Raw genomic sequence first — 24,234 nt, 5'->3', positions numbered from 1 at the left:
AGGTAGGAGAAGGCAAAGTGGGGAAAGCAGGATATCTAGGGCCAAGAGCAACATTTACTCATCTTGCAGTTCAAGCGGTTTTGCCGGAGGCAGAACATGTGCCTTACTATACAATTCCGGCTTGCATTGATGCGATTGATGAGGGAGAGCTTGAATTTGGAGTCGTCCCGATCGAAAATGCGCTTGAAGGTTCTGTCAATTTAACACTAGATTACTTGATTCATGAAAAACGGTTACCTATAGTTGGGGAAATTGTGACACCAATTCGCCAGCACTTAATGATTCATCCGGAACATGCCAGTCGTTGGAAAGAGCTTGAAATGATTTATTCTCACTCACATGCGATTGCACAATGCCATAAATTTTTACATGGGCATTTTGCCAATATACCGGTTGAGGATGCAACTTCAACCGCTTTTGCGGCTAAATATGTAAAAGAGCATCCGGAACGTGTTATTGGGGCCATCGCCAATGAGCTGGCAGCAAAAGAATACGGGTTAACGATTGTTCAAGAAAATATCCATGATTATGATCATAATACGACAAAGTTTGTAGTGCTCCATCGGGAAGGAAAAAGTTTGTCTGTAGATCCTGAGAGAATTGAAGACTATAAAACGACTTTGATGGTGACTTTACCTTCCGATCAGGCAGGAGCCCTTCATCAAGTACTGTCGGCTTTTTCCTGGCGCAAGCTAAACTTATCCAAGATCGAATCTCGTCCGATGAAAACAGGATTAGGAAACTACTTTTTTATTATCGACATCAATCAATTGTTGGATGATGTCTTAATTCCAGGTGCAATTGCTGAACTGGAGGCTTTGGGATGTAGCGTTCATATACTTGGAAGTTATCCTTGTTTTAGCACCAATTAAAAAGAGTTTTTGGCTTTTCTAGTTCATCGTTTCAAAAGGAAAGATTCTTTTGACTAATCTTTTTTGTAAAATGAATTGTAATGGTGTAGGATAACACATGGAAATTCTTTATAAAAAATGTGCTCCATAAGTTAAGGATTGAAAAGAGCCTTGTTTTTAAACTAAAATGAACCGTCAAGAAACCCAGTAATTCTGCTGGATTTTCATGACGGTTCATTTTCGGGAGGCTGGTTCAAAAGTATAGTTTTGAACCAGCCTCTTAGTTTTCTATTAAAAAGCCGGCTTCTTCTAACGCTTTACAAGCATCATTCAATTTAGAAAGTGAATCTGCTTCAATCGTATGTAAATGAACACCTTCTGTTAGCTGTGACAGGAAAGCCGAGTTCGTATCATTTATTTTATTTAAGAACTCTTCTACTTCTTTTCTGGTACTCACCATAATAGAAGCTGTCAGTTCCCCGTACACAGGATGCTCTACAATTACATCCTTTACAAGCACCCCATGATCTACAAGCAGATTCAGCTCTTCAGATGTTTGCTCCGGTCTATGCTGGCAGGCGATGAGCCGCTGAATCAGTGACTGCTCATGCTGTTTTTGCATATACACATATCCCTGGCTTGTCGCAATGATTGGTTCATTACGAGCCTTAAGCAATGAGATATCTTGCACGATAATTTGACGACTGACATTTGTTCGTTTAGAAAGCTCGCTTCCCGTAATCGGGGCGGCTTCCGACCGAAGCCAAGATAGTATTAATTCTCTTCGTTTTTCACCTAATACTTTCTTTTGATTGTCCTTCATGATTCACGCTCCCTACATAGTCACACAATGAAATTCTTCCATTACTTTCCGTAATACAGTATAAAGGTGTTTTAAATCATTATAAGATGTGTTGGTCCCAAATGAAATACGGATGAATTGCTTTGCCTCGTCGTTTGACTTTCCGATTGCCGTCATCGTCTTTGATGGGTGCTGAAGCCCTGCATGACAAGCGCTTCCTGTCGAGATGGCAATTTGGTGTCGATTACATTGTAGCATAACATATTGACCTTGAATTTTATCGATTGTCATTCCGATAACGGAAGGAAGCCTCTGACTTGGATGGCCTTCTATCGTTATGAACTTTTTGAACGGTTCCATCAGCGTCATCCATTTGGTCCGTAACTGTTCATGGAGCTCTCTTTGTTCTTCTATACGAGAATATGCTTCCTGGGCGGCAGTGATAAATGAAGCCACTCCAGGTACATCGATCGTTCCGGGACGAAATCCGCTTTGATGATTCGCGTTTCGATACACTGAGTTCCATGAAACAGAAGGGTGGATATAGACGGCTCCAACACCTTTTGGTCCGTAAATTTTATGGCTTGATACCGATAGGCTGTCCACACCGTATAACTGTACATCAATCGGCAATTTGCCAAATGATTGAACACAATCACAGTGAAACAAGATGTTCTTCTCTTTTAAGAAACGTCCGATTTTTTGAATGGGTTGAATCGTGCCGATTTCATGATTGGCATGTTGAATAGAGACAAGGGTTGTTTTGGATGTAACAGCTTTTTGTAAATCGGAAAGAGATATCATCCCCCATTTATCTACCGGTAAATAAGTAACAGTATAACCTTCTTCTTCAAGTTGTCCACAAAGATTCAAAATGGAGGAGTGTTCAATTTGTGTTGTAATAATGTGTCTGTTGGAAGCGTCACTTCCTTTTATTAAAGAACGGATAGCGAGATAATTGGCTTCGGATCCTCCACTTGTAAAGTAAACCCCTTTTTCATCCCCATTTATAAAATGGGCAAATTGTCGACGACATAAAGTTAAGACATCATTTGCACCTGTACCGATATCATGAAGGCTATTTGTGTTGCCGAAGAAAAGAGAAGCGGTTTTTGTATATGCCTCTATCGCTTTTTCGCTCATTGGAGTGGTAGAGGCGTAATCTAAATAAATCATGTTCCTCATTCCTTAAAAAAAATCTTGTAATTAATTTAATAATATGTAAATATATGTGTCAAGACAAGTGTAAACTTGGAGGTAAAATCATGCAGGTATACGATGTGGTAATTATCGGAAGCGGGCTTGCGGCATGGATGACCGCTCACTCTCTTCCAAAAAACAAAACAGTCGCGATGTTAACAAAACAATCGAGATGGTCCAGCAACTCGATGCTCGCACAGGGGGGAGTAGCAGCCGTTTTTAGCAAGGAAGATCATTGGTCCTCTCACTATAGGGATACGATGACTGCAGGCTGTGAATATAATAATGAGCAAGCTGTGGAGTATTTAGTAAAGAGGGGACCGGCTCTCATTCATGAGCTGATGCGGTCAGGACTTAGGTTTGATTGCAACGAACACAATGAAGTTTTATTAGGAAGGGAAGGAGCGCATACTTGCAGGAGGATTCTTCATGCAGGGGGGGATGCAACAGGAAAAGCTCTCGTTTCTTTTCTTTATCAGCAAGCCCATCATTATGTGGACATGATCGAATATGAAAAAGTGCAAGAATTGATCGTCACTGACGGACGCTGTGTGGGGGTATGGACCCAAAATTCAGCAGGAGAGCTATCCGCCTACTACGCACAGCATGTTGTATTGGCAACAGGAGGCTGTGGAGCACTATATTCTTATACTTCCAATACACCTGAAGCTGTAGGAAATGGTCTTTCCCTTGCTTATCGGGCAGGAGCAGAACTTGTCGATTTAGAGTTTATTCAATTTCACCCAACGTTGCTTGTCCAAAATGGAAAGGCGGTAGGTCTCGTCTCAGAGGCGGTAAGAGGAGAAGGGGCTGTTCTGGTGAACGGACATGGGGAACGAATCATGAAAGGGGTCCATGAATTAGAGGATTTGGCGCCAAGGGATATTGTCTCAAGGGAAATTTACAAACGTATGACCAACGGGGAACAAATCTTTTTATCGATTAAGAACGTGAAAAATTTCACAAAACGTTTTCCGACCATCACATCTTTATGCCGGACACATGGAATCAATCTTGAAAAACAGCTGATTCCGGTTATGCCTGGCGCTCATTTTCATATGGGCGGCGTGAAAGTCAATATGTTTGGAGAAACGAACATTCAACGGTTATATGCTGTAGGCGAAGCGGCATGTTCAGGCGTACATGGAGCGAATCGACTAGCAAGCAACTCTCTATTGGAAGGCCTCGTGTTTGGAGAGCTTGTCGCTAAACGAATTACCGAAAGGCAGGATGAACCGATCATACCTGTCCCATTCTCCGTTCCATTCCGTCAAGAAGTACCTTTGTTACCGTCAAAAACATATGTTCAAGAGATGATGATGAGCCATGTGGGAATCGTTAGAAGTCATTCTTCCCTAACGAGAATGGTTCGTTTATTAGAGGAGTGTTTGAAAGAGGTGGAAGGAAACCTGCTGGGATATAAACACGAGACGATAGAATGCATTCATATGATTACAGCTGCCTATGTTATTGCCAAATCGGCATTGGAACGGGAAGAAAGCCGGGGTGCTCACTTTCGCAGCGATTTTCCGGCTGCCTGTCCTCGATGGTCTAAGCAGAAAATTATTCGACAAAAAGAGAAAGTATTGGCATGGAAAGTGTAAGAACAGGGAGATGAGAAGACATGAATCAGTTGAAAGTGAAACAACTGCTCGAACAGTTTTTTATAGAAGATTTAGGTGATCGCGATGTTACAAGTGTAAGTTTATTCTCCGATCAGGATACGGGCCGAGCAGAATTTTTAGTGAAAGAAGATGGGATCATATCGGGGCTTGGCCTTATTGAAGCTGGGTATAGGCTGCTTGATCCTCACATTAGCGTTGAACTTTATAAGCATGATGGAGATGTTGTGAGAGCCGGTGAAGCAATTGCTTCGGTTCACGGAAAGCTAGGTTCGATTCTTTCTGGAGAACGAGTGATTTTGAATTTACTGCAACGCATGAGCGGGATTGCCACACTAACAAATAAAGCAGTGAAAGCAGTAGGCAGTTCTACGACAAAAATATGTGATACTCGAAAAACAACGCCGGGGCTGCGAATGTTTGAAAAATATGCGGTTCGATGCGGTGGAGGAGTAAACCATCGTTATGGCTTATATGATGGGGTCATGCTGAAAGATAACCATATTGCGTATGCAGGCTCGATCTTAAAAGCGGTTCATTCCATTCGTGCTAAAGTTGGTCATATGACCAAAATCGAAGTAGAAATCGAGACGAAAGAACAGTTGTTGGAAGCCATTGAGGCAAAAGTGGATATCATTATGTTTGATAACTGTTCTTCTGATGCGATTCAAGAATGGATTACCCTCGTTCCTCCATTTATCGTCACAGAAGCGTCGGGAGGAATTGAAATGGAAAGGCTGGCTGACTACGGGAAAGCAGGCGTAGACTACATTTCATTAGGGATGCTTACACATTCAGTCAAGAGCTTGGATATTAGCTTAGATATACAGATTTAGCAAGAAGGGAGAAGGGGTTTACATGTTATCATTTTTAAACGAAACGAACACTCATATGATTCCTGCTCAATATAAAGAAATGGGTCAAGAGGAGCTTGTCCGAAGAGCATCTTCATTGAAAGAGAAGCTGGGAGAAAGAATCTTTATTTTGGGGCACCATTATCAAAAGGATGAGGTGATCCAATTTGCGGATGCAACAGGGGATTCCCTCCAATTAGCCCAAGTAGCGGCTAAACAAAAGGATGCGGAATTTATCGTATTTTGCGGTGTTCATTTCATGGCAGAAACAGCAGACATTTTAGCAGGTCCACATCAAAAAGTAATCTTGCCGGATATGCGGGCAGGATGCTCGATGGCAGACATGGCAAATCTCAATCAAACTGAACAGGCATGGGAGAAGCTGGAGAAAATCTTTGGTCATACCATGCTTCCTTTAACATATGTCAATTCAACAGCTGAGATTAAAGCGTTTGTGGGGAGACATGGCGGAGCGACCGTCACATCGTCCAACGCTAAAAAAATGGTAGAATGGGCTTTTTCAAAGAAAGAGCGTCTCTTCTTTTTGCCGGACCAGCATCTTGGCCGCAATACCGCCTATGAGCTTGGCATACCATTAGATCAAATGGCGGTTTGGGATCCGATTAATGAACAGATTGAATTTGGAGGGAACATTCAAAATGTAAAAGTAATCTTGTGGAAGGGCCACTGTTCCGTTCATGAAAACTTTACGGTCTCCAACGTATGCAATGTCCGCGAGCAGTATCCGGACATGAACATCATTGTTCATCCAGAGTGCCGCCGTGAAGTTGTTGCATTGTCTGACTATGCAGGATCGACCAAATATATTATTGATATGGTTACTGAGGCTCCCCCTGGTTCAAAATGGGCAATCGGCACGGAAATGAATCTTGTCAAGCGTTTAATCAAGCAGCATCCTGACAAGGAAATCATTTCGTTAAACCCTTATATGTGTCCGTGTTTAACGATGAATCGTATTGATTTGCCGCATCTGCTATGGGCATTGGAATCGCTGGATAAGGGCGAAATCCATAACGAGATCACCGTACCTAAACACGTAGCTGATGATGCCACACTTGCGTTGCAAAGGATGTTGCTGGTTTAAACAGAAAGAAATAAGCAAGGTCGGGACTAAACTTCATTTTACCCCGCTCTAACAGACGGTAAAATTTCTATTTTTTTCAGAAGAAGAATCACTGCCCCTTAGAGTCCGATTGGTTCGATTAACCAGCAGAAGGAATAGCGTCTGCTGATGGAACTTTCGCTTCATGAAGAATAAATCCATTGTTACAAGCATATGTTGTGATGACGAGTAGTAGCAATTCGCCTATAACGACATACACTATAAAGATTTTTTTTCGGGAGGGGAATGGTTTTGAAAATCCATATCGTCCAAAAAGGGGATACTCTTTGGAAAATCGCTAAAAAATATGGGGTCGATTTCGAAGAGTTAAAAAAAATGAATTCGCAACTTAGCAACCCGGATATGATTATGCCGGGAATGAAAATTAAAGTACCGACCGCAAGCGTTTCAGTTAAAAAAGAAGGAGCAATGGGAATGACTGGCGGCATGAAAGAAATGCCGGTAACAGAGCACCCTTTTGGAAATCAACCAAAAACATACCCGGTAACAGAAATCGATGAAGAACCGGCTCCGGCACTGCCGGCAAAGGAAATGCCGATACAGATGATGCCGGCAAAGGAAATGCCTGCCAAAGAAATGCCGATAAAAGAAATACCGGCAAAAGAAATGCCTGTACCCCCAATTCAGCCAATGCCGATGAAAGAAATGCCGGCTCCAAAGAAAGAAATGCCGGTTATCCCTAAAATGCCGGTATTGCCCAAATTACCACCGATTCAGCCGATCAAACAAGAGGTTGATATCGTAAATACAGATATTAATACTAATTTTTACACGTTAAATATGGCGCTCCCTCCAAAGCCGCCAGAGATACCAAAGCCGCTAGAGATACCAAAACCGCCAGAGGTACCAAAACCGGTAGCACCGGCGAAAGAACAGCCGGTTATGGAGGAATCTTTGGAGGAACCGGTGATGCCTATGATACCTCACATGCCTTACATGCCAACATATATGCCGACTTGTGTGCCGGTACATCCAACATGCATACCTGTCCCGATCACGCCTGTGATGCCAGGGTACGGCTATAATTTTGTTCCATGTGTTCCTTGTCCTCCTGGAGCCATGCCCGTTCATTCTATGTATATGTATCCGGGTATGCCTCAGGAGGCAGCATATCCAATGTATCAACAGCCGGCAATGATGCCTCAGCAAGCGGTACAGGGGGCACAAATGATGGCGGAGTCACCGGAAGTAATGGGAATGCAGGAGATGGAAAGCGATGAACACATGGCATTTGGCGGAATGCCGAATCCATCGTATAGTATGCCAACAGCCAATATGCCTGTTTATCAGCAGCCAATGTATCAACAGCCGGCAATGATGCCTCAGCAAGGAGTACAAACGATGGCAGAGCCACCAGAGATGGCTATGCCTCAAGGATATCAGGCCGCTCCTTATATGATGGCACCGCAGCCTATGCATGATTGTGGATGCGGTGGACCGCAGCCGTACTATCCGCAGTCAATGCCTTATACGATGACGCAGGCTGTTCAGCCAGCTCCTTACGGCTATGCTCCATATGCAGCAGCCCCGTATGGGATGATGGGAGGGTATATGCCACCACAAATGGGAATGGCACAGCCGTATATGCAGCCGCGTGTAGATGAAGACGGTATGTTCGATTTTCCGGATTTTGATGATGATGATACCGTTTAATTATAAGGGAAGACGAGACGATTTTTTAAGTCGTCTCGTCTTGTTTATCGAACACCGAAGCCGGTTGGGCATTTATGGAGTCCAACCGATCAAATCCCATGTCTGCATACTGTATACGGAAAAAGGAATCAAGATTATAAAAGGGCATGAAAATGCCGCTCATCTTCATACAGTTTATCATGTTCTTAACCGTTTAAAAGAATGCGGTTTTAGACAAGCTGTTAATTACGAACACTATCCGCAGGGGGAATTGGCATTGCCTTTTGGGAATAAGTATTGGACGCTGACTCCCTATGTTCCTTCCGTATCGGTGTTTAGTTATCGGACATTCGAGCAAAGAGAGCAAGTACTTATGTTGCTGCGCATGTTTCATCAATGCGGAGAGACTGCTCTTCCAACCATAAAGTCTCCTTTACCGAAGCTGTGTTTGCCGACTAAATGGAAAGAAAGGCTAAGGGACTTTCAAAAAAATCATTCCCGTATATCGCTATATTTATCAAAAAATCTATTTACCATCTTAACAATGTGGGCTGAGAAAAGTCTTAGTTGGTCTAAACAATTTTTCAAAGCACCGGCGACTGCTTTCTCCATCCTTCACGGAGATGTCGCTTCCCACAATGTTATTCCATCCCGGGATGGAAGATTGTGGCTGATTGATTTTGATTTATTATGTACTGGTCCAAAGGAATATGAATACATTCAGCTTATGCAGCGGTTTTTAAGCTATACACAATGGTCTTTTTCTTCCTTGTTCCAGCACCCTCTCATTAAAGAAGGGGCAACTGCTAAGTGGGTGATTAGTTTGCTGTTGTTTCCCGCTGATTTACTGAGGGAGTGGAATCAGCTATGTATAAATCCCGTTTCTTCTACATCTAGGCAGCAACTCAATCACTTAGTTCAAAAAACAAAGATGGAAATATATTTCCGCCAGCGCTTAGTCTCTGAAGCAACGAACTATTTGTTTAATGAGAATAAGAAATAAACGTTAAAAATCATTAGTGATAAAATAACCAAGGAGTGTATCCTCCAACATTTAAAGGAGTTACCGCTAACTAACAGCATAATTTTCCCGTCGAAATTGAACCCTATACATGAGTGCAAGTGTTTTTGTGCTCAAATGTTGACCGGGGGGGATTTGTGTTGAACAAAGCAACGGTAACGGTTTTAAGTTTAGCTTGTGCAGCGGCTTTATCTGCTTGTAATGCAAACGAGGAAGCAGGAAGGCAGCGATATAACGATACAACGAGACCTGTCGGTTATTATTCGAATGAAAAAGATATGCGCATGGCTGATGGAACCGATCGAAATGGCAACGTTATTTTGATGGATGATAACGATGGTCCTGTTACAGAAATTATGGATCGTACAACTAGAGATAATGGGTTCAGAAACGGTAATGCCTTAAACGCTCGTGAAGGCATTAAACGCATGAATACCATGTCTCAATCACCAACGCTTACCTACGGTCTTCAAAGGGATGGTTTATTTTATGGCAGTGCCCGCCTTGGTGCGGAAGATGATAGGAACTATCATGGTCATTTAAATTCGACCAACGCACTTACCAAAACATCGTATCATAAGAAACATGGCGGCGGGATCGTACAGGATGTCGTTAACCGTGTAGAGAGAATAAAGGGTGTAGACGACGCCCGTGCTCTTGTGGATGGCAACCGTATGCTCGTAGCTATTGAATCAGATGTAGCAGATCCAGCTCTCCTTGAAAATAAAGTGCGCCGGGAGCTCTCTGATGTCAGCAAGTCCTACGAACTTCACGTTACCGTAGATGATGGCGTATACAGCCACGTTCGCAGTATCGATAACGAGCTGCGCAATGGAGGGCCTGGAGTGATGAGTACCAACTTTAACAGCTTATTGGAGGCTGTAGATGAAAAAGTAAACAGAAGCACACGTTAACCGGGAGGATGGGGGCAAAACGGTCCCTATCCTTTTTGGATAATCATTTCTCTTTTTTTCGTTTATGATATATTATAGGGTGGAATTTTGTAAGATGAGAGGAGTCTTTAGAATGGCTGGACATTCTAAGTGAAAGAATATTCGGCGTGGCAAATGTGTCAGCGGAAGTAACGATGGTACCGTAAACGTATACATAAAAAGGCTATAGTTATTCAAAACCATTCCGAATAGATGAACAATCTAAATAAGCAGACCTTTTGTTACCATAACAAAGGTCTGCTCTCATGTATTATTCACCTAAATCCACATTGTGGTAGACTTGTCGAACATCTTCTAAATCTTCTAATGCATCAATCATTTTTTCAAATTTTGCTTGTGCATCTTCTGGAAGTGTTACTTCATTTTGCGCAAGCATTGTTAGTTCTGCAACTGTAAATTCGGTTATACCGGCATTCTTCAATGCTTCTTGCACTGCATGAAACTGATCAGGTTCTGCATAAACGATAACCGCTTCGTCCTCTTCTAAAACGTCACGGACGTCTACATCTGCTTCCATTAATATTTCAAGCACTTCATCTGCCGTTTTACCTTCAAGACCGATGACCGCCGTTGCATCAAACATATATGCTACAGATCCGCTTACTCCCATGTTACCGCCGTTTTTACCAAATGCAGCACGCACCTCTGATGCAGTACGGTTCACGTTATTTGTCAGTGCATCTACGATTACCATCGATCCATTTGGTCCGAAGCCTTCATAACGAAGTTCGTCATAGTTTTCTTCTGAACCACCTTTCGCTTTTTCAATTGCACGGTCAATAATCGTTTTCGGCACACTGTACGTTTTTGCACGCTCGAGTACGATTTTTAAAGCTTGATTTGATTCTGGATCTGGTTCACCTTGCTTTGCTGCTACATAGATTTCGCGTCCAAATTTTGCATATATACGACTCGTATTTGCATCTTTTGACGCTTTTTTTTCTTTAATATTGTTCCACTTACGGCCCATAATGAACACTCTCTTTCCACTTTGAATCTACACAAAACTGCTAATATGAAATAAAGCTGTTTCTTCAACGCTTTTTCAAAATAACTATAAGGAGTTCGTTACGATTTCATATTGCTGACAAACAATACTAATTGAAGATGAAGGCTCATCCACTAAATTATATTATACCTCAATTGCATAATTTGTTAAGAGTTTAATAATCAAAAAAAGACGGGCAGTTCTCATATATTTGTGTGATGACAATAAAAGTTGTTTTACTTTTATATCATTTGCAGGCACACTCCCTGTATCACAAGATTTTTAAAATAGATTATCCAGCCCCCTTCCACAATAGTTCAGAACCAAGTCCTGAATAATGAAAAATGAATAGGATATCCTAACATCATTAATGAATGGAAGGAGGGGAGCTATGAAAACTATAAAAAGGAAGCTTTTTTCCATTTTAGGTATTTTCATTCTTGCGGCAATGACTGCAGGTATGCCTGTTTTAGCTGAAGTTGATAATAATGATGGCGTTCGGACAACTGACAATTATCGAACAAACGATGATATCCGAACAACCCGTGTCGCTCAGACCACCGATGTGGCTGATGACAACGATGCGGATTGGGAATGGGTTGGCTTACTAGGGTTAGCAGGCCTTTTAGGATTAAGAAGAAGAAGAGACAGAGAGGCTTACTAAGTGTATTTACGCTTAAAAAAGGATAAAACTTCTAAATAAGGTAAAGCTATAAGTAAATGCTTCCTTGTTTAGAAGTTTTTATTTTACATTTGGGAAGGTGAAGATGGATGCATATCCTCATTCATCAAAGAAAAGGCCTGCTTTGTTTTATTACCGCTTTGCTGGCATGGGTCTGTTTGGCTGCAACAAATGTCAAAGCGGCTGTAAGCGAAGAGGAGTTCACCGTTTTCTTAGAAAGAGTATATCTCGACGGAGTCGTTAGTCAAGAAGTAATACGTCATGTAGATAGCCCTAAGCAAGAAATTTTAGATGCTTATGGTCAGTGGAGGATCATCAAAGAAGGTGAAGATGAACTTGTATTTCGTGCTTATATTGATGATATTTCTCCATTATTAAAGACAAACGGGTATTTTGGAATTTCGATTGGCAACATGTTGTCTATTTATGAGGGTAAACCGAATCACTCCACGAAAGTCATTCAGTCATTTTTTCAAATTGATGTAGAAAGGCTGGAGAGTTACCATCGTGAAGAGCTGAAAAAAGGAATACGCGTTCATTCAAAAGATGAATATGTTTCTTTGATGAATTTCTTTAAGGACTATTCGCTTAATTCTCCATAATGAAAAGAATGTCAATCACCGTTGGCTCTTAATTGTTGAAGCATCGACGATTTTGGGAAAACGGTGATTTCTTGTGGAATGGGTTCCTGAAAAAACGCTGAATTTTTCGATTGAATTTCTTACGGGTCCCAAATAGCCAAAATCAATATGGCTATTAACGAAGCCTTCTTATAAAAAATAAAAATTTACGCTATAATGAAAGGAACGTACGTTTGCGGAGTGCCGCCGTGTGCAAGTAGTCAAATGTATTTCAAATGTGGTAGCATAAAGTGAATCTTCACCAGGTGGGGGTCTTACTGCCCGCAAGAGCGGGATAAAACGTATGTCCTTCTAGATAAGTGGCAAGGGAGAGAATAGATTGTTTGATTATATAAAAGGGGTTATTACGTATTTAAATCCTGAATATGTAGTAATTGAGAACAACGGAATCGGCTATCAATTATTTACGCCGAATCCTTACGTGTTTACCATCAATCCGAAAGCGGACGTGACGATTTACACCTATCATTATGTACGTGAAGATGTGATCGCTTTATACGGTTTTGCTTCCCGTGAGGAAAAAGGATTGTTTACGAAATTATTAAGTGTGTCAGGCATCGGTCCAAAAGGGGCCTTGGCCATTTTAGCTTCAGGAAATCCTGTTCAGCTTGTGCAGGCCATTGAGGAGGAAAACGAGAAGTTTTTAGTGAAATTTCCGGGAGTCGGCAAGAAAACGGCACGACAAATGATTTTGGATTTAAAAGGAAAGCTTCATGATGTGCTGCCGGGTGCCGTGCCGGATTTATTTACCGATGTAGAAAGACTGGATGCCGTGACAAGTGAATCAGAAGCATTGGATGAAGCGGTTGAAGCATTAAAAGTATTGGGCTATGCAGAGAGAGAAATCAACAAGGTTATTCCGGATCTAATGAAAGAAAAGTTAACAACAGATCAATACATCAAAAAGGCATTGCAGAAATTGTTAAAATAGAGCAATGACCAGTAAAAGAAGGGGAGGAGGATTATATGGACGAGCGCATCGTGACTGGTGATGTCATCCAGGAAGAAGAATGGCTTGAACAAAGTTTGCGTCCGCAGACGCTGCAACAGTATATCGGACAACACAAAGTAAAGTCCCATTTGGACATTTTCATTCAAGCTGCCAAGCTGCGCAACGAAACGTTAGATCATGTATTGTTGTATGGACCGCCTGGCCTGGGGAAAACAACCTTAGCGGCCATCATTGCCAATGAAATGGGGGTACAGCTTCGGACGACATCAGGGCCGGCCATTGAACGCCCGGGTGATTTGGCAGCCATCTTAACAAGTCTAGAACCAGGGGATGTCCTGTTTATTGATGAAATCCACCGTCTTCATCGTTCGGTAGAAGAAGTTCTTTATCCGGCAATGGAAGATTTTTGCCTTGATATTGTCATTGGAAAAGGACCGAGTGCCCGTTCGGTTCGCCTTGACTTACCGCCCTTCACGTTGGTAGGAGCAACAACAAGAGCAGGATTATTATCTTCTCCTTTACGTGATCGTTTCGGTGTCTTAAGTCGCCTGGAGTATTACCAGACTGAAGATTTAGCATCCATTGTCGAGCGTACGGCTTCCATTTTGAATGTAGGGATCGAGAAAAGTGCAGCTGTTGAGATCGCAAGACGTTCGAGAGGCACTCCCCGTATCTCCAACCGTTTATTACGTCGGGTGCGTGATTTTGCACAGGTACGGGGAGATGGAGAAATTACGGCAGGGTTAGCCAATGAAGCCCTTGAATTATTGCAAGTAGACCGTTTAGGACTCGACCATATTGACCATAAATTATTAAAAGGCATCATCGAAAAATTCCGCGGAGGCCCGGTCGGTTTGGATACGATTGCCGCGACAATCGGGGAAGAACCACATACGATCGAGGATGTATACGAGCCATATTTACTGCAAATCGGCTTTTTACAGCGTACACCCCGCGGGCGGATTGTGACGAATTCGGTATACGAGCATTTCCAAATGGAGGTACCCGAAAGATGACAGAACTTCCTAAAATGCTGATGGGAGCGGGAGCCCTTTTACTCCTTGTTGGGTTTGTGCTACAGTTTATTGGAAAGCTCCCTGGCGATATCCTCATTAAAAAAGGAAACACAACTTTTTATTTTCCGATTGTGACTTCTATTGTGATTAGTGTTGTATTATCATTGATTTTCTTCATTATCGGCAAACTAAAATAAAGGTTCTTACGGGCGGAGGCTTTTGCTGAAAAAGGGAAAATGCGACCGCCTGTTTAAACTTGATAAAAAAAGAAGTAAATACAGAAACAGGTGACAACAATGAAAGTTGATTTGTTTGATTTTTATTTACCAGAAGAATTAATTGCTCAAACTCCTCTTGAAAAACGTGATGCCTCAAGGCTTATGGTATTAAATAAAGAAACGGGTGACATAAAACATGAAACCTTTCATGACATAATTTCGTATTTACAAGAAGGAGATTGTCTGGTCCTTAACAATACACGTGTAATGCCCGCCCGTTTATTCGGTACAAAAGAAGATACTGGCGCCAACATTGAAGTTCTTCTTCTTAAGCAAACAGAAGGGGATACATGGGAAACGCTTGTAAAGCCTGCAAAACGGGTAAAAGAAGGAACGGTCCTTACGTTTGGAGACGGCCGCTTAAAGGCAACGTGTGTCGGCACGGGAGAGCAGGGAGGGCGTGTTCTTCAATTTGAATACGAAGGCATTTTTTATGAAGTGCTGGATCAATTGGGAGAAATGCCTCTTCCTCCTTATATTAAAGAGCAATTAGATGACAGAGAACGTTATCAAACGGTTTTTGCCCGTGAGCGAGGTTCCGCTGCCGCACCGACAGCCGGGTTGCATTTTACTGAGGAATTGTTAGAGGAGATCAAGCAAAAAGGTGTACATATTGCGTTTATTACGCTGCATGTAGGTTTAGGGACCTTTAGGCCTGTTAGTGTGGACAACCTTGAGGAACACGACATGCATGCTGAGTTTTATCAAATAGGTGAAGGAACAGCAGCGTTATTAAACGAAGTGCGTGAGCAGGGAGGGCGCATTATTTCCGTCGGAACGACAACAACACGCACATTGGAAACGATTGCTTCTGAACATGACGGGAAATTTGTGGCTTCATCAGGGTGGACAAATATTTTCATTTTTCCAGGTTATGAATTTAGGGGAATCGATGGTATGATTACAAACTTCCATTTGCCAAAATCGACACTGATTATGCTTGTAAGTGCTCTTGCGGGACGTGAACATGTTTTACATGCTTACAATACAGCAGTAGAGCAAAAATATCGTTTCTTCAGTTTTGGCGATGCAATGCTTATTATTTAGGATGATTAGGAAGGAAAGATTATAAACGATGACGGCTATACGTTATGAATTAATTAAAACTTGTAAACAAACAGGAGCGCGTCTTGGAATTGTACATACTCCGCACGGCTCGTTTGAAACACCGATTTTCATGCCCGTGGGAACATTGGCAACTGTTAAAACGATGTCTCCAGAAGAGTTAAAGCAGATGGGAGCAGGTATCATTTTAAGCAACACGTACCACCTATGGCTCCGTCCAGGTCATGAGATTGTAAAAAAAGCGGGGGGCCTTCACCAATTCATGAACTGGGATCGTCCTATTTTAACCGATTCGGGTGGCTTCCAAGTCTTTAGTTTAAGTGAATTCCGCCGCATTGAAGAAGAAGGGGTTCACTTCCGCAATCATTTAAATGGAGACAAGCTATTTTTATCTCCGGAAAAAGCAATGGAAATTCAAAATGCCCTTGGATCAGACATTATGATGGCATTTGATGAATGTCCGCCTTATCCTGCAGAGTATGATTATATGAAGTCATCCGTTGAGCGAACAAGCCGCTGGGCCGAGAGATGCTTAAAAGCTCACGCACGTCCTGAAGATCAAGGTCTATTCGGAATTGTACAGGGCGGCGAGTATGAAGAACTGCGAAGACAAAGTGCAAGGGATCTAGTATCATTGGACTTCCCGGGTTATGCGGTAGGAGGATTATCAGTAGGTGAACCAAAAGACGTCATGAGCCGTGTGCTTGAATTTACGACACCATTATTGCCAACGAACAAACCGCGTTATTTAATGGGGGTGGGTTCTCCGGATTCCTTGATTGATGGTGCCATTCGCGGCATTGACATGTTTGACTGCGTATTGCCGACACGCATTGCCCGCAATGGGACATTAATGACAAGTGAAGGAAGACTTGTGGTGAAAAATGCAAAATATGCAGAGGACTTCCGTCCAATTGATGAGCACTGTGATTGCTATACATGCAAAAACTATACACGTGCTTACATTCGTCACCTGATTCGCTGTGACGAAACATTTGGAATTCGCTTAACATCTTACCATAACTTATATTTTCTGCTAAAATTAATGGAGCAAGTGCGTGAAGCGATCCGTGAAGATCGTCTGGGTGATTTCCGGGACGAGTTCTTTGAAAAATATGGATTTAATAAGCCGAACGCGAAAAACTTTTAATTGATAATGTAGGCCATGCCTATTTTATATTTTGGCTGTTTTCACACGAACTGTTGTTTACCTGCATCAGCAGGAAAGAGCAACCAGAACAATTTGGCTGCTCTTTTCCCGTCGTGTATAAGGGTGGAAAACAACGGTACAGATTGAAAAAGCTAATCATTTAATAAAGGAGGAACATACATAATGGAGATTTTTGCAAGTATTTGGCCGCTTTTATTGATGTTTGCGATTTTTTATTTCCTTTTAATTCGTCCGCAGCAAAAGCGCCAAAAAGCTGTACAGAAAATGCAGTCTGAACTGAAAAAAGGCGACAAAGTCGTAACAATCGGCGGTATGCACGGAATCGTAGATTCGATCGATGAAGGACAAGTTATCATCAAAGGTGGCGACGGGTCTCGTTTAACGTTTGATCGTGCTGCGATTCGTGATGTGAAAAACGACTAAACTTATAAGAAAAACGAAAAATCACCTCTTTTCCTAATGAATGGTCATAAGCCGTCAAGGGAAAAGGGTGATTTTTTTAGGGAAACAGTATATGTTCCCGTTCGTTACTGTCTTTTCATTGTCATATTGACCCCTAACACTCCCCCTAGTACCGAGGTGGCAATGAACCCTCCATGAAATAATAATTGTTGGGGGGTAAACGTTTGATCGTATCCTAAAAATTGAATTAAGAATACGATAAAGGAATAAAAAAGACCGGTAGAGGCACCCAGAAGCCAGCCTTTTGATTGTCCCTTTCCACCTGAAACAAATCCTCCGATAAAAAGGGCGATAAAGGATAAAACCAGCACAAACCATTGAATCGAGCTCTCTGTCAGATTGGTAAACTTTAATAGAAGGGAAAAAACGAAACTCGTCATAAGAGCGATGATAAAGATAGTCATCACCCCGAATAAAATGGCACTTCCCATTCTTTTGCTTTCCATGATGCGGCTCCCCCTTTGTCGTTAAGATAAAAGTTTGCATCTTTAGTACGAGCATATTCAGCTTGGTTCAAAAATAGAATTACATCTTTCATGTCATGTTTTTTGAACACTTGTACACACTATGTGTTGATGACTTTTGATGCGGAGGTTGTTGCAAATGGAGTTGTTAATAATTGCCGCTCGTACGATTTTTCTCTATTTTTTGATTATGTTTATTTTTCGCTTAATGGGAAAAAGGGAAATTGGCGAACTGAGTATCTTGGACTTGGTCGTTTTTATTATGATTGCTGAAATGGCTGTAATCGCGATTGAAAATCCGGAAGATGCCCTTTCACACACGATTGTACCTATGGCAGTTTTAATGTTAGTTCAGATTGGTTTAGCTTACTGGTCATTAAAAAACCAAAAGGTAAGAGAGATTTTAGATGGAAAACCGAGCGTAATCATCGAACACGGTAAAATCAATGAACAAGAAATGAAAAAACAGCGCTACAATTTTAATGATTTATTGCTGCAGCTTAGGGAAAAAAATGTTAAGAACATTACGGATGTAGAGTTTGCCATCCTAGAGCCATCCGGTAAACTGTCTGTATTTGAAAAAGAAGAAAATAACTCAGGGGAAAAGAAGAAAGAAAACCTGAATTTGCCTTTTATCATGGATGGAACTATTCAAGAAGAACATTTGTTAAGAGCGAATAAAACGAATTTATGGTTGAGACAGGAATTGCGCAAACTCGGTTATAAAGAAATAAAAGACATTTCTTATTGCAGCTACAATAACGGTGTCTTTTACATTGACCTAAAAGACCAATAAACAGGACGGCCCCAAAGCATCAACGAGACGCTTTGGGGCCGTCCTGCTAAAATGGGCTGCTTCATTGGAGTCGCTGGTATGATCATAATTTAGCAAAACGGTCCATTTCATTTAAAAAAGAGCATCGTCATTTACGAAAAGGGTTTAGAAACGAGAAACGCTTAATTTCTTCCTTAGTGATGAGCTTGAAGAGATAAAGCAGAATGAAGTAGACGCTTGAGATGATGGAAATGGCAAGCAGTGTGTTAAAAACAAGATTTCCATCCAGGAGAAAACGGATATGAATGAAGTGCCCAATCAAACTAGATACGATTATGACGATAAAGCCTTTTACATAGTCTCGGACATGAATGGTGCAGGAAACTGCTTTTATTACCGTCGACAGGTGAAGGAGTGTCACAAGCATGATTCCGATTACAATCGCCAGAGCGGCCCCCATGATGCCCAAGCCTGGTCTTGTTGCCAATAGAAAAATTAAAGCCGTTTTCACGGCTGCACCTATGAGGCTGTTGACCATTGCCGCTCGAGCAAGATTTAATGCTTGTAATACAGCCTGTAAAGGTCCCTGAAAGTAATGAAAAATGAAGAAAGGGGCCATTACCTTCACAAAAACAGCAGCCTTTGTAGAACCGTACATCAATTGCATGACAGGTTCGGCGAACACATATAACACAATAACGGCAAGTCCCCCCGTCACAAACGACAACCTTAATGCTTGCTGCAGCCGATGTTCGATTTGGAGGTATTGTTTTTGGGCCATGGCTTCACTGATTGCCGGAACGAGTGATGTAGATAATGAAACGGTAATAAAGGAAGGTAGCATGAGAAGCGGCAGGGCAAATCCGGTCAATTCCCCATATTGTTTCGTAGCCGTGATGGTGGCAACTCCGGCTATGGCCAGACTTTGAGCGACGATAATGGGCTCTAAAAACCAGGATAGGGATCCGATCATCCTGCTTCCTGTTGTTGGCAATGCGATGCTCATCAACTCGTAAAAGGTCATTTTTCCTCCCTTTAAAGAAGAGAAAAAGTTACGGCGAATTTTGATTTGTTTCTTTATTTTAAACATAAAGAGCATGTACAACAGCGACGCAAGCTCTCCAAATACGGCAGACAGCATAGCACCTGCAGCTGCATATTCCACGCCGTAAGGTAAAAAGGCCCTTGTGCAAACAGCTACAAGGAAGATTCTTACAATTTGTTCGATAACTTGTGAGTAGGCAGCAGGTTTCATTTGTTGTCTTCCATGGAAATAACCTCGAATAATTGAAGAGATTGCAATAATCGGAACAACAGGTGTAATGGCGATTAGTGGATAATATGTGCGTTCGTCCGTGAAAAATGTTCGGGAGACAATCGGTGCCAGAACAATTAATAAGACCGTAAACAAGACGCTTAACACAGAAGTGATGGAGAGAGAGACAATTAAAATTTTTTTAATTTTTCTTCTATCACCTAACGCTTCGGCTTCCGCCACTAATTTTGAAATGGCAACAGGCAATCCGAGCTGTGTAGCCGTAATGACAAGAAATAAAGTAGGGACCGCCATCATGAATAGGCCTACCCCTTCATCACCGATCAAACGGGCAATGACAATCCGATTTACAAAGCCAAGTACTCTTGTAATTAATCCAGCAAGGATTAAAATGAGCGTACCGCGCAAAAATTTAGACATGCTATGCTCCCTGCCTTCTCAAACGATTTATTATTTTATACAATGAATATATGCGTGTCCTATGACCAAGCATGACATATAAATCCACGTAAATCATTGGACAGGAAAAAGAGATTCCTGTCCAATGATTTATGCATATTCGAGATGGCTCTGAAAATTTGATGGAAATTGATTGCTGAAAGGGTATTGTTTATATTCACGTATGAAAATGAAGGAGCGGGGAGTTTTGTTCCTATTGCTTGTCTGAATATTTAATTAAGAGGGTGGTCTGAATGGTGAATGAAGGAATGAGACAGGTGAGGCAAAAGGTGAAGCCGGCCATGGACAGCAAGCTGGAGGAATTTGAGCTGCTGGGATACGGCCATATCCAGGAAAAGGAGATATGGGATTATCTCGAAAAGAAAAGATGGAAAAGCGAGAAGGAAAAAAAACTCCTCCATCAAGTCGTCAATGACATTTTAACGCTAAAACCGGGAGACATCATTAATTTTATGGCGATGGAATCATACAAAAATGCTTCCTATCAAAAAGAAAACTTTAGAGAGCAGTGGAAGGATCTTTTAAAATAAACTTTACAAAAGCTTGTTTGACAGCTTTGTTTTTATGGATGATAATAGGAATATTGGTGAGGTATTTTTCTGATTTTATTTTTTACATCATGCTCTTGCTTACATCAGAAGGAGGATTTTTTACGAATGGTAAAGAGAGGACGTATCGTTGCGTTCTTCCTCTTAGTGCTGCTTATTTTTAGCACAATGGGGGCGACAGTCAGCGACATTGCAAACCGGATTAAGCTCGGATTGGACCTTCAGGGTGGATTTGAGATTTTATATGAAGTCAAGCCAGCCAAAGAAGGCGATGTTATTAATGAAAAAGTGCTCCACAGCACTGTGCAAGCGTTGGAAAAGCGTATCAACGTACTAGGTGTCAGTGAGCCTATCATTCAAATTGAAGGGAAAAATCGCATCCGGGTACAATTAGCGGGGGTCAAGGATCAAAATAAGGCCCGCGAAATTTTATCTACGGAGGCACAGCTTTCGTTCCGTGATGTCAACGATAAGTTACTAATGGATGGGACCGATTTGGCCCAAGGCGGTGCAAAGCAATCGTTTGACCAAAACGGTAAGCCGAATGTAGCGTTGAAACTGAAAAGCGCGGAGAAGTTTAAGAATGTTACCCAGCAAGTATTGAATATGGGAGCTCCGAATAACCTTCTTGTTATTTGGCTCGATTACGAACAAGGAAAAGATTCATTCCAAAAAGAATCAGCGAAACAAGAACCGAAATATTTATCAGCAGCTTCCGTTAACCAAGTATTCAATACAAATGAAGTAACGATTACAGGCAACTTTACTGTAAAAGAAGCACAAGAACTTGCCAACTTATTAAATGCAGGGGCATTGCCGGTACAATTAGATGAAATGTATTCGACTTCTGTCGGTGCCCAGTTTGGTGACAAAGCACTCGATAAAATGATTACAGCTGGATTTATCGGAGTCGGGCTTGTCTTTTTATTCATGATTTTCTATTATCGTCTTCCTGGTATTATCGCTGTTATTACATTAAGCATTTACATTTATTTAATTTTACTGATCTTTGACTGGATGAACGGTGTTCTGACGCTTCCGGGAATTGCAGCGCTCCTCCTCGGGGTCGGGATGGCGGTCGATGCCAATATCATCACATATGAGCGCATTAGAGATGAATTGAAGTCGGGCAAGTCGGTTGTCTCCGCTTACCGCTCTGGTAACCGCCGTTCGCTCTCAACAATTTTTGATGCCAACTTGACGACCATTTTGGCGGCAGGTGTGTTATTTGTTTACGGGACAAGCTCTGTTAAAGGGTTTGCGACCATGTTGATCGTCAGTATTCTGGCAAGCTTTGTTACAGCGGTTTATGGAACAAGATTATTCCTGGGTCTTTGGGTAAACAGCCGTGCATTGAACAAAAGGCCATCTTTCTTTAGGGTTAAGCCTTCTGAGATCCAAGATTTATCAAAAGATGCTGGAAATAAAGAAATTCCAACAAAATTTGACCGAATCGATTTTGTGAAATACAGCAAGGTATTCTTTACATTCTCGATTGTTGTAACGATTCTTGGGATTCTCTCGCTTGCTATCTTCAAGTTGAATTTAGGCATTGATTTTGCAAGTGGTACACGTGTTGAAATCCCAGCGAATGAAGCCATTTCAGCCCAGGAAGTGAAGCAGGAGCTTAAACAGCTTCATTTAGAGCCGAAGGATGTAGTGATCGCCGGAAATAATAACGATACGGGTATCGCCCGCTTTATCGGCGTTCTTTCTAAAGATGAAATCGGTGAATTAAAAACGCATTTTAAAGAAAAATACGGTAATGAACCGAATGTCAGCACCGTTTCTCCAACTGTTGGGAGAGAGCTGGCGCGCAATGCGTTAATTGCGGTTTTGATTGCGTCGGTCGGTATTATTATTTATGTATCAGTGCGTTTTGAGCTTTACATGGCGCTAGCCGCAGTTATTGCGCTGCTGCATGATGCCTTTTTCATGATTTCGTTCTTTAGCTTTTCACGTCTGGAAGTAGATCTGACCTTTATTGCGGCTGTTCTTACCATCATCGGTTATTCGATCAATGATACGATTGTTACATTTGACCGTATGCGTGAGCATATGAAAACAGATAAGGTGAAAACGAGAGAAGACTTGGTCTACATCGTCAATCGAAGCTTGCGAGAAACCTTTACACGTTCTGTCAATACGGTATTAACGGTTATCTTCACCGTTATCGCTCTTATCTTCTTCGGAAGTGAAGCAATTTTAAACTTCTCGATTGCGTTGCTTGTCGGTTTATTATTGGGCGTTTATTCATCCTTATTTATCGCCGCTCAATTGTGGCTCGTATGGAAGGCGAAATCTCTTGGCAAACCACGTAAAGTAGTTGAAGAAGAAACATTGGAACCTTAAAAAATCCGCGGAGAAATGCTCCGCGGATTTTTTTCGGTGGCCAAAAAGAGCGGATGATGAACTTTTCATGCCAGGAGAAAATCAGGGTACTCTATATAATGTTATAGGCTTAGGGAAAAGAGGTGCAGGTGTGGAAAAAAATGAGCGTTTTAAGAAAGCGCAACAGGCTGCCATTGTCGGGATGGCTGGAAATATTGTATTAGCTATTGTGAAGTGGATTTTTGGTACATTGGCCAATAGTCGTGCTTTAATGGCGGATGCCTTGAATTCGGCTTCGGATGTGGCCGGTTCCATTGTGGTATATATCGGAGTAAGGGTTGCCAAACGTCCACCTGATGAAGATCATCCCTACGGGCATGGTAAAGCTGAATCAATTGCTGCTATTATTGTCGCCGTGCTCCTCGTTATGGTCGGTATTGAAATTTTCACCTCTTCCATCAAGGCATTTTCCCAGCCGATTGCACCGCCAAAGATATGGGCGGTTGCTGCCATTATCTTTTCTATCTTAGTGAAAGAGGCTTTGTTCCGATATACATATCAACTCGGAAAAAAGATTAAAAGCGATGCCCTTCTTGTGAGTGCTTATGATCATCGTACAGATGTTTTATCGTCCATTGCTGCACTCATTGGGATTTTATGTTCCATTATTGGAGAAAAGATTGGAGTCGGCTGGCTTGTATATGCAGACCCGGTTGCAGGGCTATTCGTCTCGTTTCTTGTCTTAAAGACAGCGTGGCAATTTGGTTCAGAGGCTTTCCATAACACGTTAGATCATGTACGTCATGAAGAAGAGACAGCTCATTTGAAGGAAATCGCCGTTTCTGTGCCCGGGGTCAAGAAATTAACGTCCCTGCATGCCAGGGAGCATGGCCATTATGTCATTATTGATTTGAAAATATCAGTGGATCCTTCTATCACCGTAGAAGAAGGGCACTTAATCGGAAAAAAAGTAAAAAAACGATTAATGGAAGAACCGAATATTCAAGATGTCTTCGTGCATATCAACCCATATTCAGGGGAGTGACA

The 24,234-nt window shown here is 41.9% G+C and carries 23 protein-coding genes and 1 pseudogene; 19 read left to right on the top strand and 5 right to left on the bottom strand.

Features of this window, described 5'->3' with window-relative positions; translation table 11 throughout:
• Window positions 1-17 precede the first annotated feature (17 nt).
• The gene (pheA, locus tag ACFOU2_RS05895; RefSeq protein ID WP_377913118.1) at window positions 18-872 is read left to right on the top strand and encodes a prephenate dehydratase; all 855 of its coding nucleotides are present in this window, start codon (window positions 18-20) and stop codon (window positions 870-872) included.
• A 259-nt stretch (window positions 873-1,131) separates the two neighbouring features.
• On the opposite strand, the gene ACFOU2_RS05890 is transcribed toward pheA, so the two are convergent.
• Window positions 1,132-1,674, bottom strand: coding sequence for a transcription repressor NadR (locus tag ACFOU2_RS05890; RefSeq protein WP_377913115.1), 543 nt, complete (start codon window positions 1,672-1,674; stop codon window positions 1,132-1,134).
• Window positions 1,675-1,686: 12 nt separating this feature from the next.
• Window positions 1,687-2,829: an IscS subfamily cysteine desulfurase gene (locus ACFOU2_RS05885; protein ID WP_377913113.1), complete on the bottom strand. Its 1,143-nt coding sequence runs from the start codon at window positions 2,827-2,829 to the stop codon at window positions 1,687-1,689.
• An 89-nt stretch (window positions 2,830-2,918) separates the two neighbouring features.
• Between ACFOU2_RS05885 and nadB the strand changes: the two genes are divergently transcribed.
• The 6 genes and pseudogenes from nadB (at window position 2,919) to ACFOU2_RS05855 (ending at window position 10,040) form a co-directional block, all read left to right on the top strand.
• On the top strand, window positions 2,919-4,457 hold the full coding sequence (gene nadB, locus ACFOU2_RS05880) for an L-aspartate oxidase (RefSeq protein ID WP_377913111.1): 1,539 nt from the start codon (window positions 2,919-2,921) through the stop codon (window positions 4,455-4,457).
• 20 nt (window positions 4,458-4,477) lie between these two features.
• A complete protein-coding gene (gene nadC / locus ACFOU2_RS05875; RefSeq protein WP_377913109.1) occupies window positions 4,478-5,311 on the top strand; it encodes a carboxylating nicotinate-nucleotide diphosphorylase in 834 nt (277 codons plus the stop codon).
• A gap of 22 nt (window positions 5,312-5,333) precedes the next feature.
• Entirely contained in the window at window positions 5,334-6,434 is a 1,101-nt protein-coding gene (gene nadA, locus ACFOU2_RS05870; RefSeq protein WP_377913107.1) for a quinolinate synthase NadA, read from the top strand.
• A gap of 270 nt (window positions 6,435-6,704) precedes the next feature.
• A pseudogene (gene safA, locus ACFOU2_RS05865) lies at window positions 6,705-6,882 on the top strand (SafA/ExsA family spore coat assembly protein); the annotation flags it as partial.
• A gap of 1,227 nt (window positions 6,883-8,109) precedes the next feature.
• Complete coding sequence (locus tag ACFOU2_RS05860; protein ID WP_377913105.1) at window positions 8,110-9,108, top strand: phosphotransferase; 999 nt, start codon at window positions 8,110-8,112, stop codon at window positions 9,106-9,108.
• Window positions 9,109-9,266: 158 nt separating this feature from the next.
• Window positions 9,267-10,040 (top strand): YhcN/YlaJ family sporulation lipoprotein, encoded by a 774-nt coding sequence (locus tag ACFOU2_RS05855; RefSeq protein WP_377913103.1) that lies wholly within the window; start codon window positions 9,267-9,269, stop codon window positions 10,038-10,040.
• A gap of 289 nt (window positions 10,041-10,329) precedes the next feature.
• Here the strand turns inward: ACFOU2_RS05855 and ACFOU2_RS05850 are convergent, their stop codons facing one another.
• Complete coding sequence (locus ACFOU2_RS05850) at window positions 10,330-11,049, bottom strand: YebC/PmpR family DNA-binding transcriptional regulator (protein WP_377913101.1); 720 nt, start codon at window positions 11,047-11,049, stop codon at window positions 10,330-10,332.
• Between the two features lie 418 nt (window positions 11,050-11,467).
• Between ACFOU2_RS05850 and ACFOU2_RS05845 the strand changes: the two genes are divergently transcribed.
• From ACFOU2_RS05845 to yajC, 8 genes are all read left to right on the top strand, one after another.
• Complete coding sequence (locus tag ACFOU2_RS05845; protein ID WP_377913606.1) at window positions 11,468-11,731, top strand: WGxxGxxG family protein; 264 nt, start codon at window positions 11,468-11,470, stop codon at window positions 11,729-11,731.
• 107 nt (window positions 11,732-11,838) lie between these two features.
• Window positions 11,839-12,351 (top strand): BofC C-terminal domain-containing protein, encoded by a 513-nt coding sequence (locus ACFOU2_RS05840; RefSeq protein ID WP_377913099.1) that lies wholly within the window; start codon window positions 11,839-11,841, stop codon window positions 12,349-12,351.
• A 358-nt stretch (window positions 12,352-12,709) separates the two neighbouring features.
• A complete protein-coding gene (gene ruvA / locus ACFOU2_RS05835; RefSeq protein WP_377913097.1) occupies window positions 12,710-13,321 on the top strand; it encodes a Holliday junction branch migration protein RuvA in 612 nt (203 codons plus the stop codon).
• Between the two features lie 35 nt (window positions 13,322-13,356).
• Window positions 13,357-14,358, top strand: coding sequence for a Holliday junction branch migration DNA helicase RuvB (ruvB, locus tag ACFOU2_RS05830; protein ID WP_377913095.1), 1,002 nt, complete (start codon window positions 13,357-13,359; stop codon window positions 14,356-14,358).
• Complete coding sequence (locus ACFOU2_RS05825; protein WP_377913092.1) at window positions 14,355-14,555, top strand: DUF2905 domain-containing protein; 201 nt, start codon at window positions 14,355-14,357, stop codon at window positions 14,553-14,555. The genes ruvB and ACFOU2_RS05825 overlap by 4 nt, the downstream gene beginning before the upstream one ends.
• Window positions 14,556-14,654: 99 nt before the next feature.
• Window positions 14,655-15,683 (top strand): tRNA preQ1(34) S-adenosylmethionine ribosyltransferase-isomerase QueA, encoded by a 1,029-nt coding sequence (gene queA, locus ACFOU2_RS05820; RefSeq protein ID WP_377913090.1) that lies wholly within the window; start codon window positions 14,655-14,657, stop codon window positions 15,681-15,683.
• A gap of 28 nt (window positions 15,684-15,711) precedes the next feature.
• Window positions 15,712-16,851 carry a tRNA guanosine(34) transglycosylase Tgt gene (gene tgt / locus ACFOU2_RS05815; RefSeq protein WP_377913088.1) on the top strand — a complete coding sequence of 380 codons (1,140 nt, stop codon included), beginning with the start codon at window positions 15,712-15,714 and terminating at the stop codon, window positions 16,849-16,851.
• A 183-nt stretch (window positions 16,852-17,034) separates the two neighbouring features.
• The gene (yajC, locus tag ACFOU2_RS05810; protein ID WP_377913085.1) at window positions 17,035-17,295 is read left to right on the top strand and encodes a preprotein translocase subunit YajC; all 261 of its coding nucleotides are present in this window, start codon (window positions 17,035-17,037) and stop codon (window positions 17,293-17,295) included.
• A 104-nt stretch (window positions 17,296-17,399) separates the two neighbouring features.
• Here the strand turns inward: yajC and ACFOU2_RS05805 are convergent, their stop codons facing one another.
• Window positions 17,400-17,780 carry a TIGR04086 family membrane protein gene (locus tag ACFOU2_RS05805; RefSeq protein WP_377913083.1) on the bottom strand — a complete coding sequence of 127 codons (381 nt, stop codon included), beginning with the start codon at window positions 17,778-17,780 and terminating at the stop codon, window positions 17,400-17,402.
• A 157-nt stretch (window positions 17,781-17,937) separates the two neighbouring features.
• Between ACFOU2_RS05805 and ACFOU2_RS05800 the strand changes: the two genes are divergently transcribed.
• A complete protein-coding gene (locus ACFOU2_RS05800; RefSeq protein WP_377913081.1) occupies window positions 17,938-18,594 on the top strand; it encodes a DUF421 domain-containing protein in 657 nt (218 codons plus the stop codon).
• Window positions 18,595-18,721: 127 nt separating this feature from the next.
• On the opposite strand, the gene spoVB is transcribed toward ACFOU2_RS05800, so the two are convergent.
• The gene (gene spoVB / locus ACFOU2_RS05795; RefSeq protein WP_377913079.1) at window positions 18,722-20,269 is read right to left on the bottom strand and encodes a stage V sporulation protein B; all 1,548 of its coding nucleotides are present in this window, start codon (window positions 20,267-20,269) and stop codon (window positions 18,722-18,724) included.
• A 275-nt stretch (window positions 20,270-20,544) separates the two neighbouring features.
• Between spoVB and ACFOU2_RS05790 the strand changes: the two genes are divergently transcribed.
• The 3 genes from ACFOU2_RS05790 (at window position 20,545) to ACFOU2_RS05780 (ending at window position 24,232) form a co-directional block, all read left to right on the top strand.
• On the top strand, window positions 20,545-20,838 hold the full coding sequence (locus ACFOU2_RS05790) for a post-transcriptional regulator (protein WP_377913077.1): 294 nt from the start codon (window positions 20,545-20,547) through the stop codon (window positions 20,836-20,838).
• 126 nt (window positions 20,839-20,964) lie between these two features.
• Window positions 20,965-23,208 carry a protein translocase subunit SecDF gene (secDF, locus tag ACFOU2_RS05785; protein WP_377913075.1) on the top strand — a complete coding sequence of 748 codons (2,244 nt, stop codon included), beginning with the start codon at window positions 20,965-20,967 and terminating at the stop codon, window positions 23,206-23,208.
• 130 nt (window positions 23,209-23,338) lie between these two features.
• On the top strand, window positions 23,339-24,232 hold the full coding sequence (locus ACFOU2_RS05780) for a cation diffusion facilitator family transporter (protein WP_377913073.1): 894 nt from the start codon (window positions 23,339-23,341) through the stop codon (window positions 24,230-24,232).
• The last annotated feature ends 2 nt before the right edge of the window (window positions 24,233-24,234 follow it).

This window comes from Bacillus songklensis, from assembly GCF_042649685.1.
In the GTDB taxonomy this organism is placed as follows: Bacteria; Bacillota; Bacilli; order Bacillales; family Bacillaceae_H; genus Bacillus_BA; species Bacillus_BA songklensis.
Note: the sequence above shows the minus strand (reverse complement) of the source record. Positions and strands in the feature narration are given on the sequence as shown.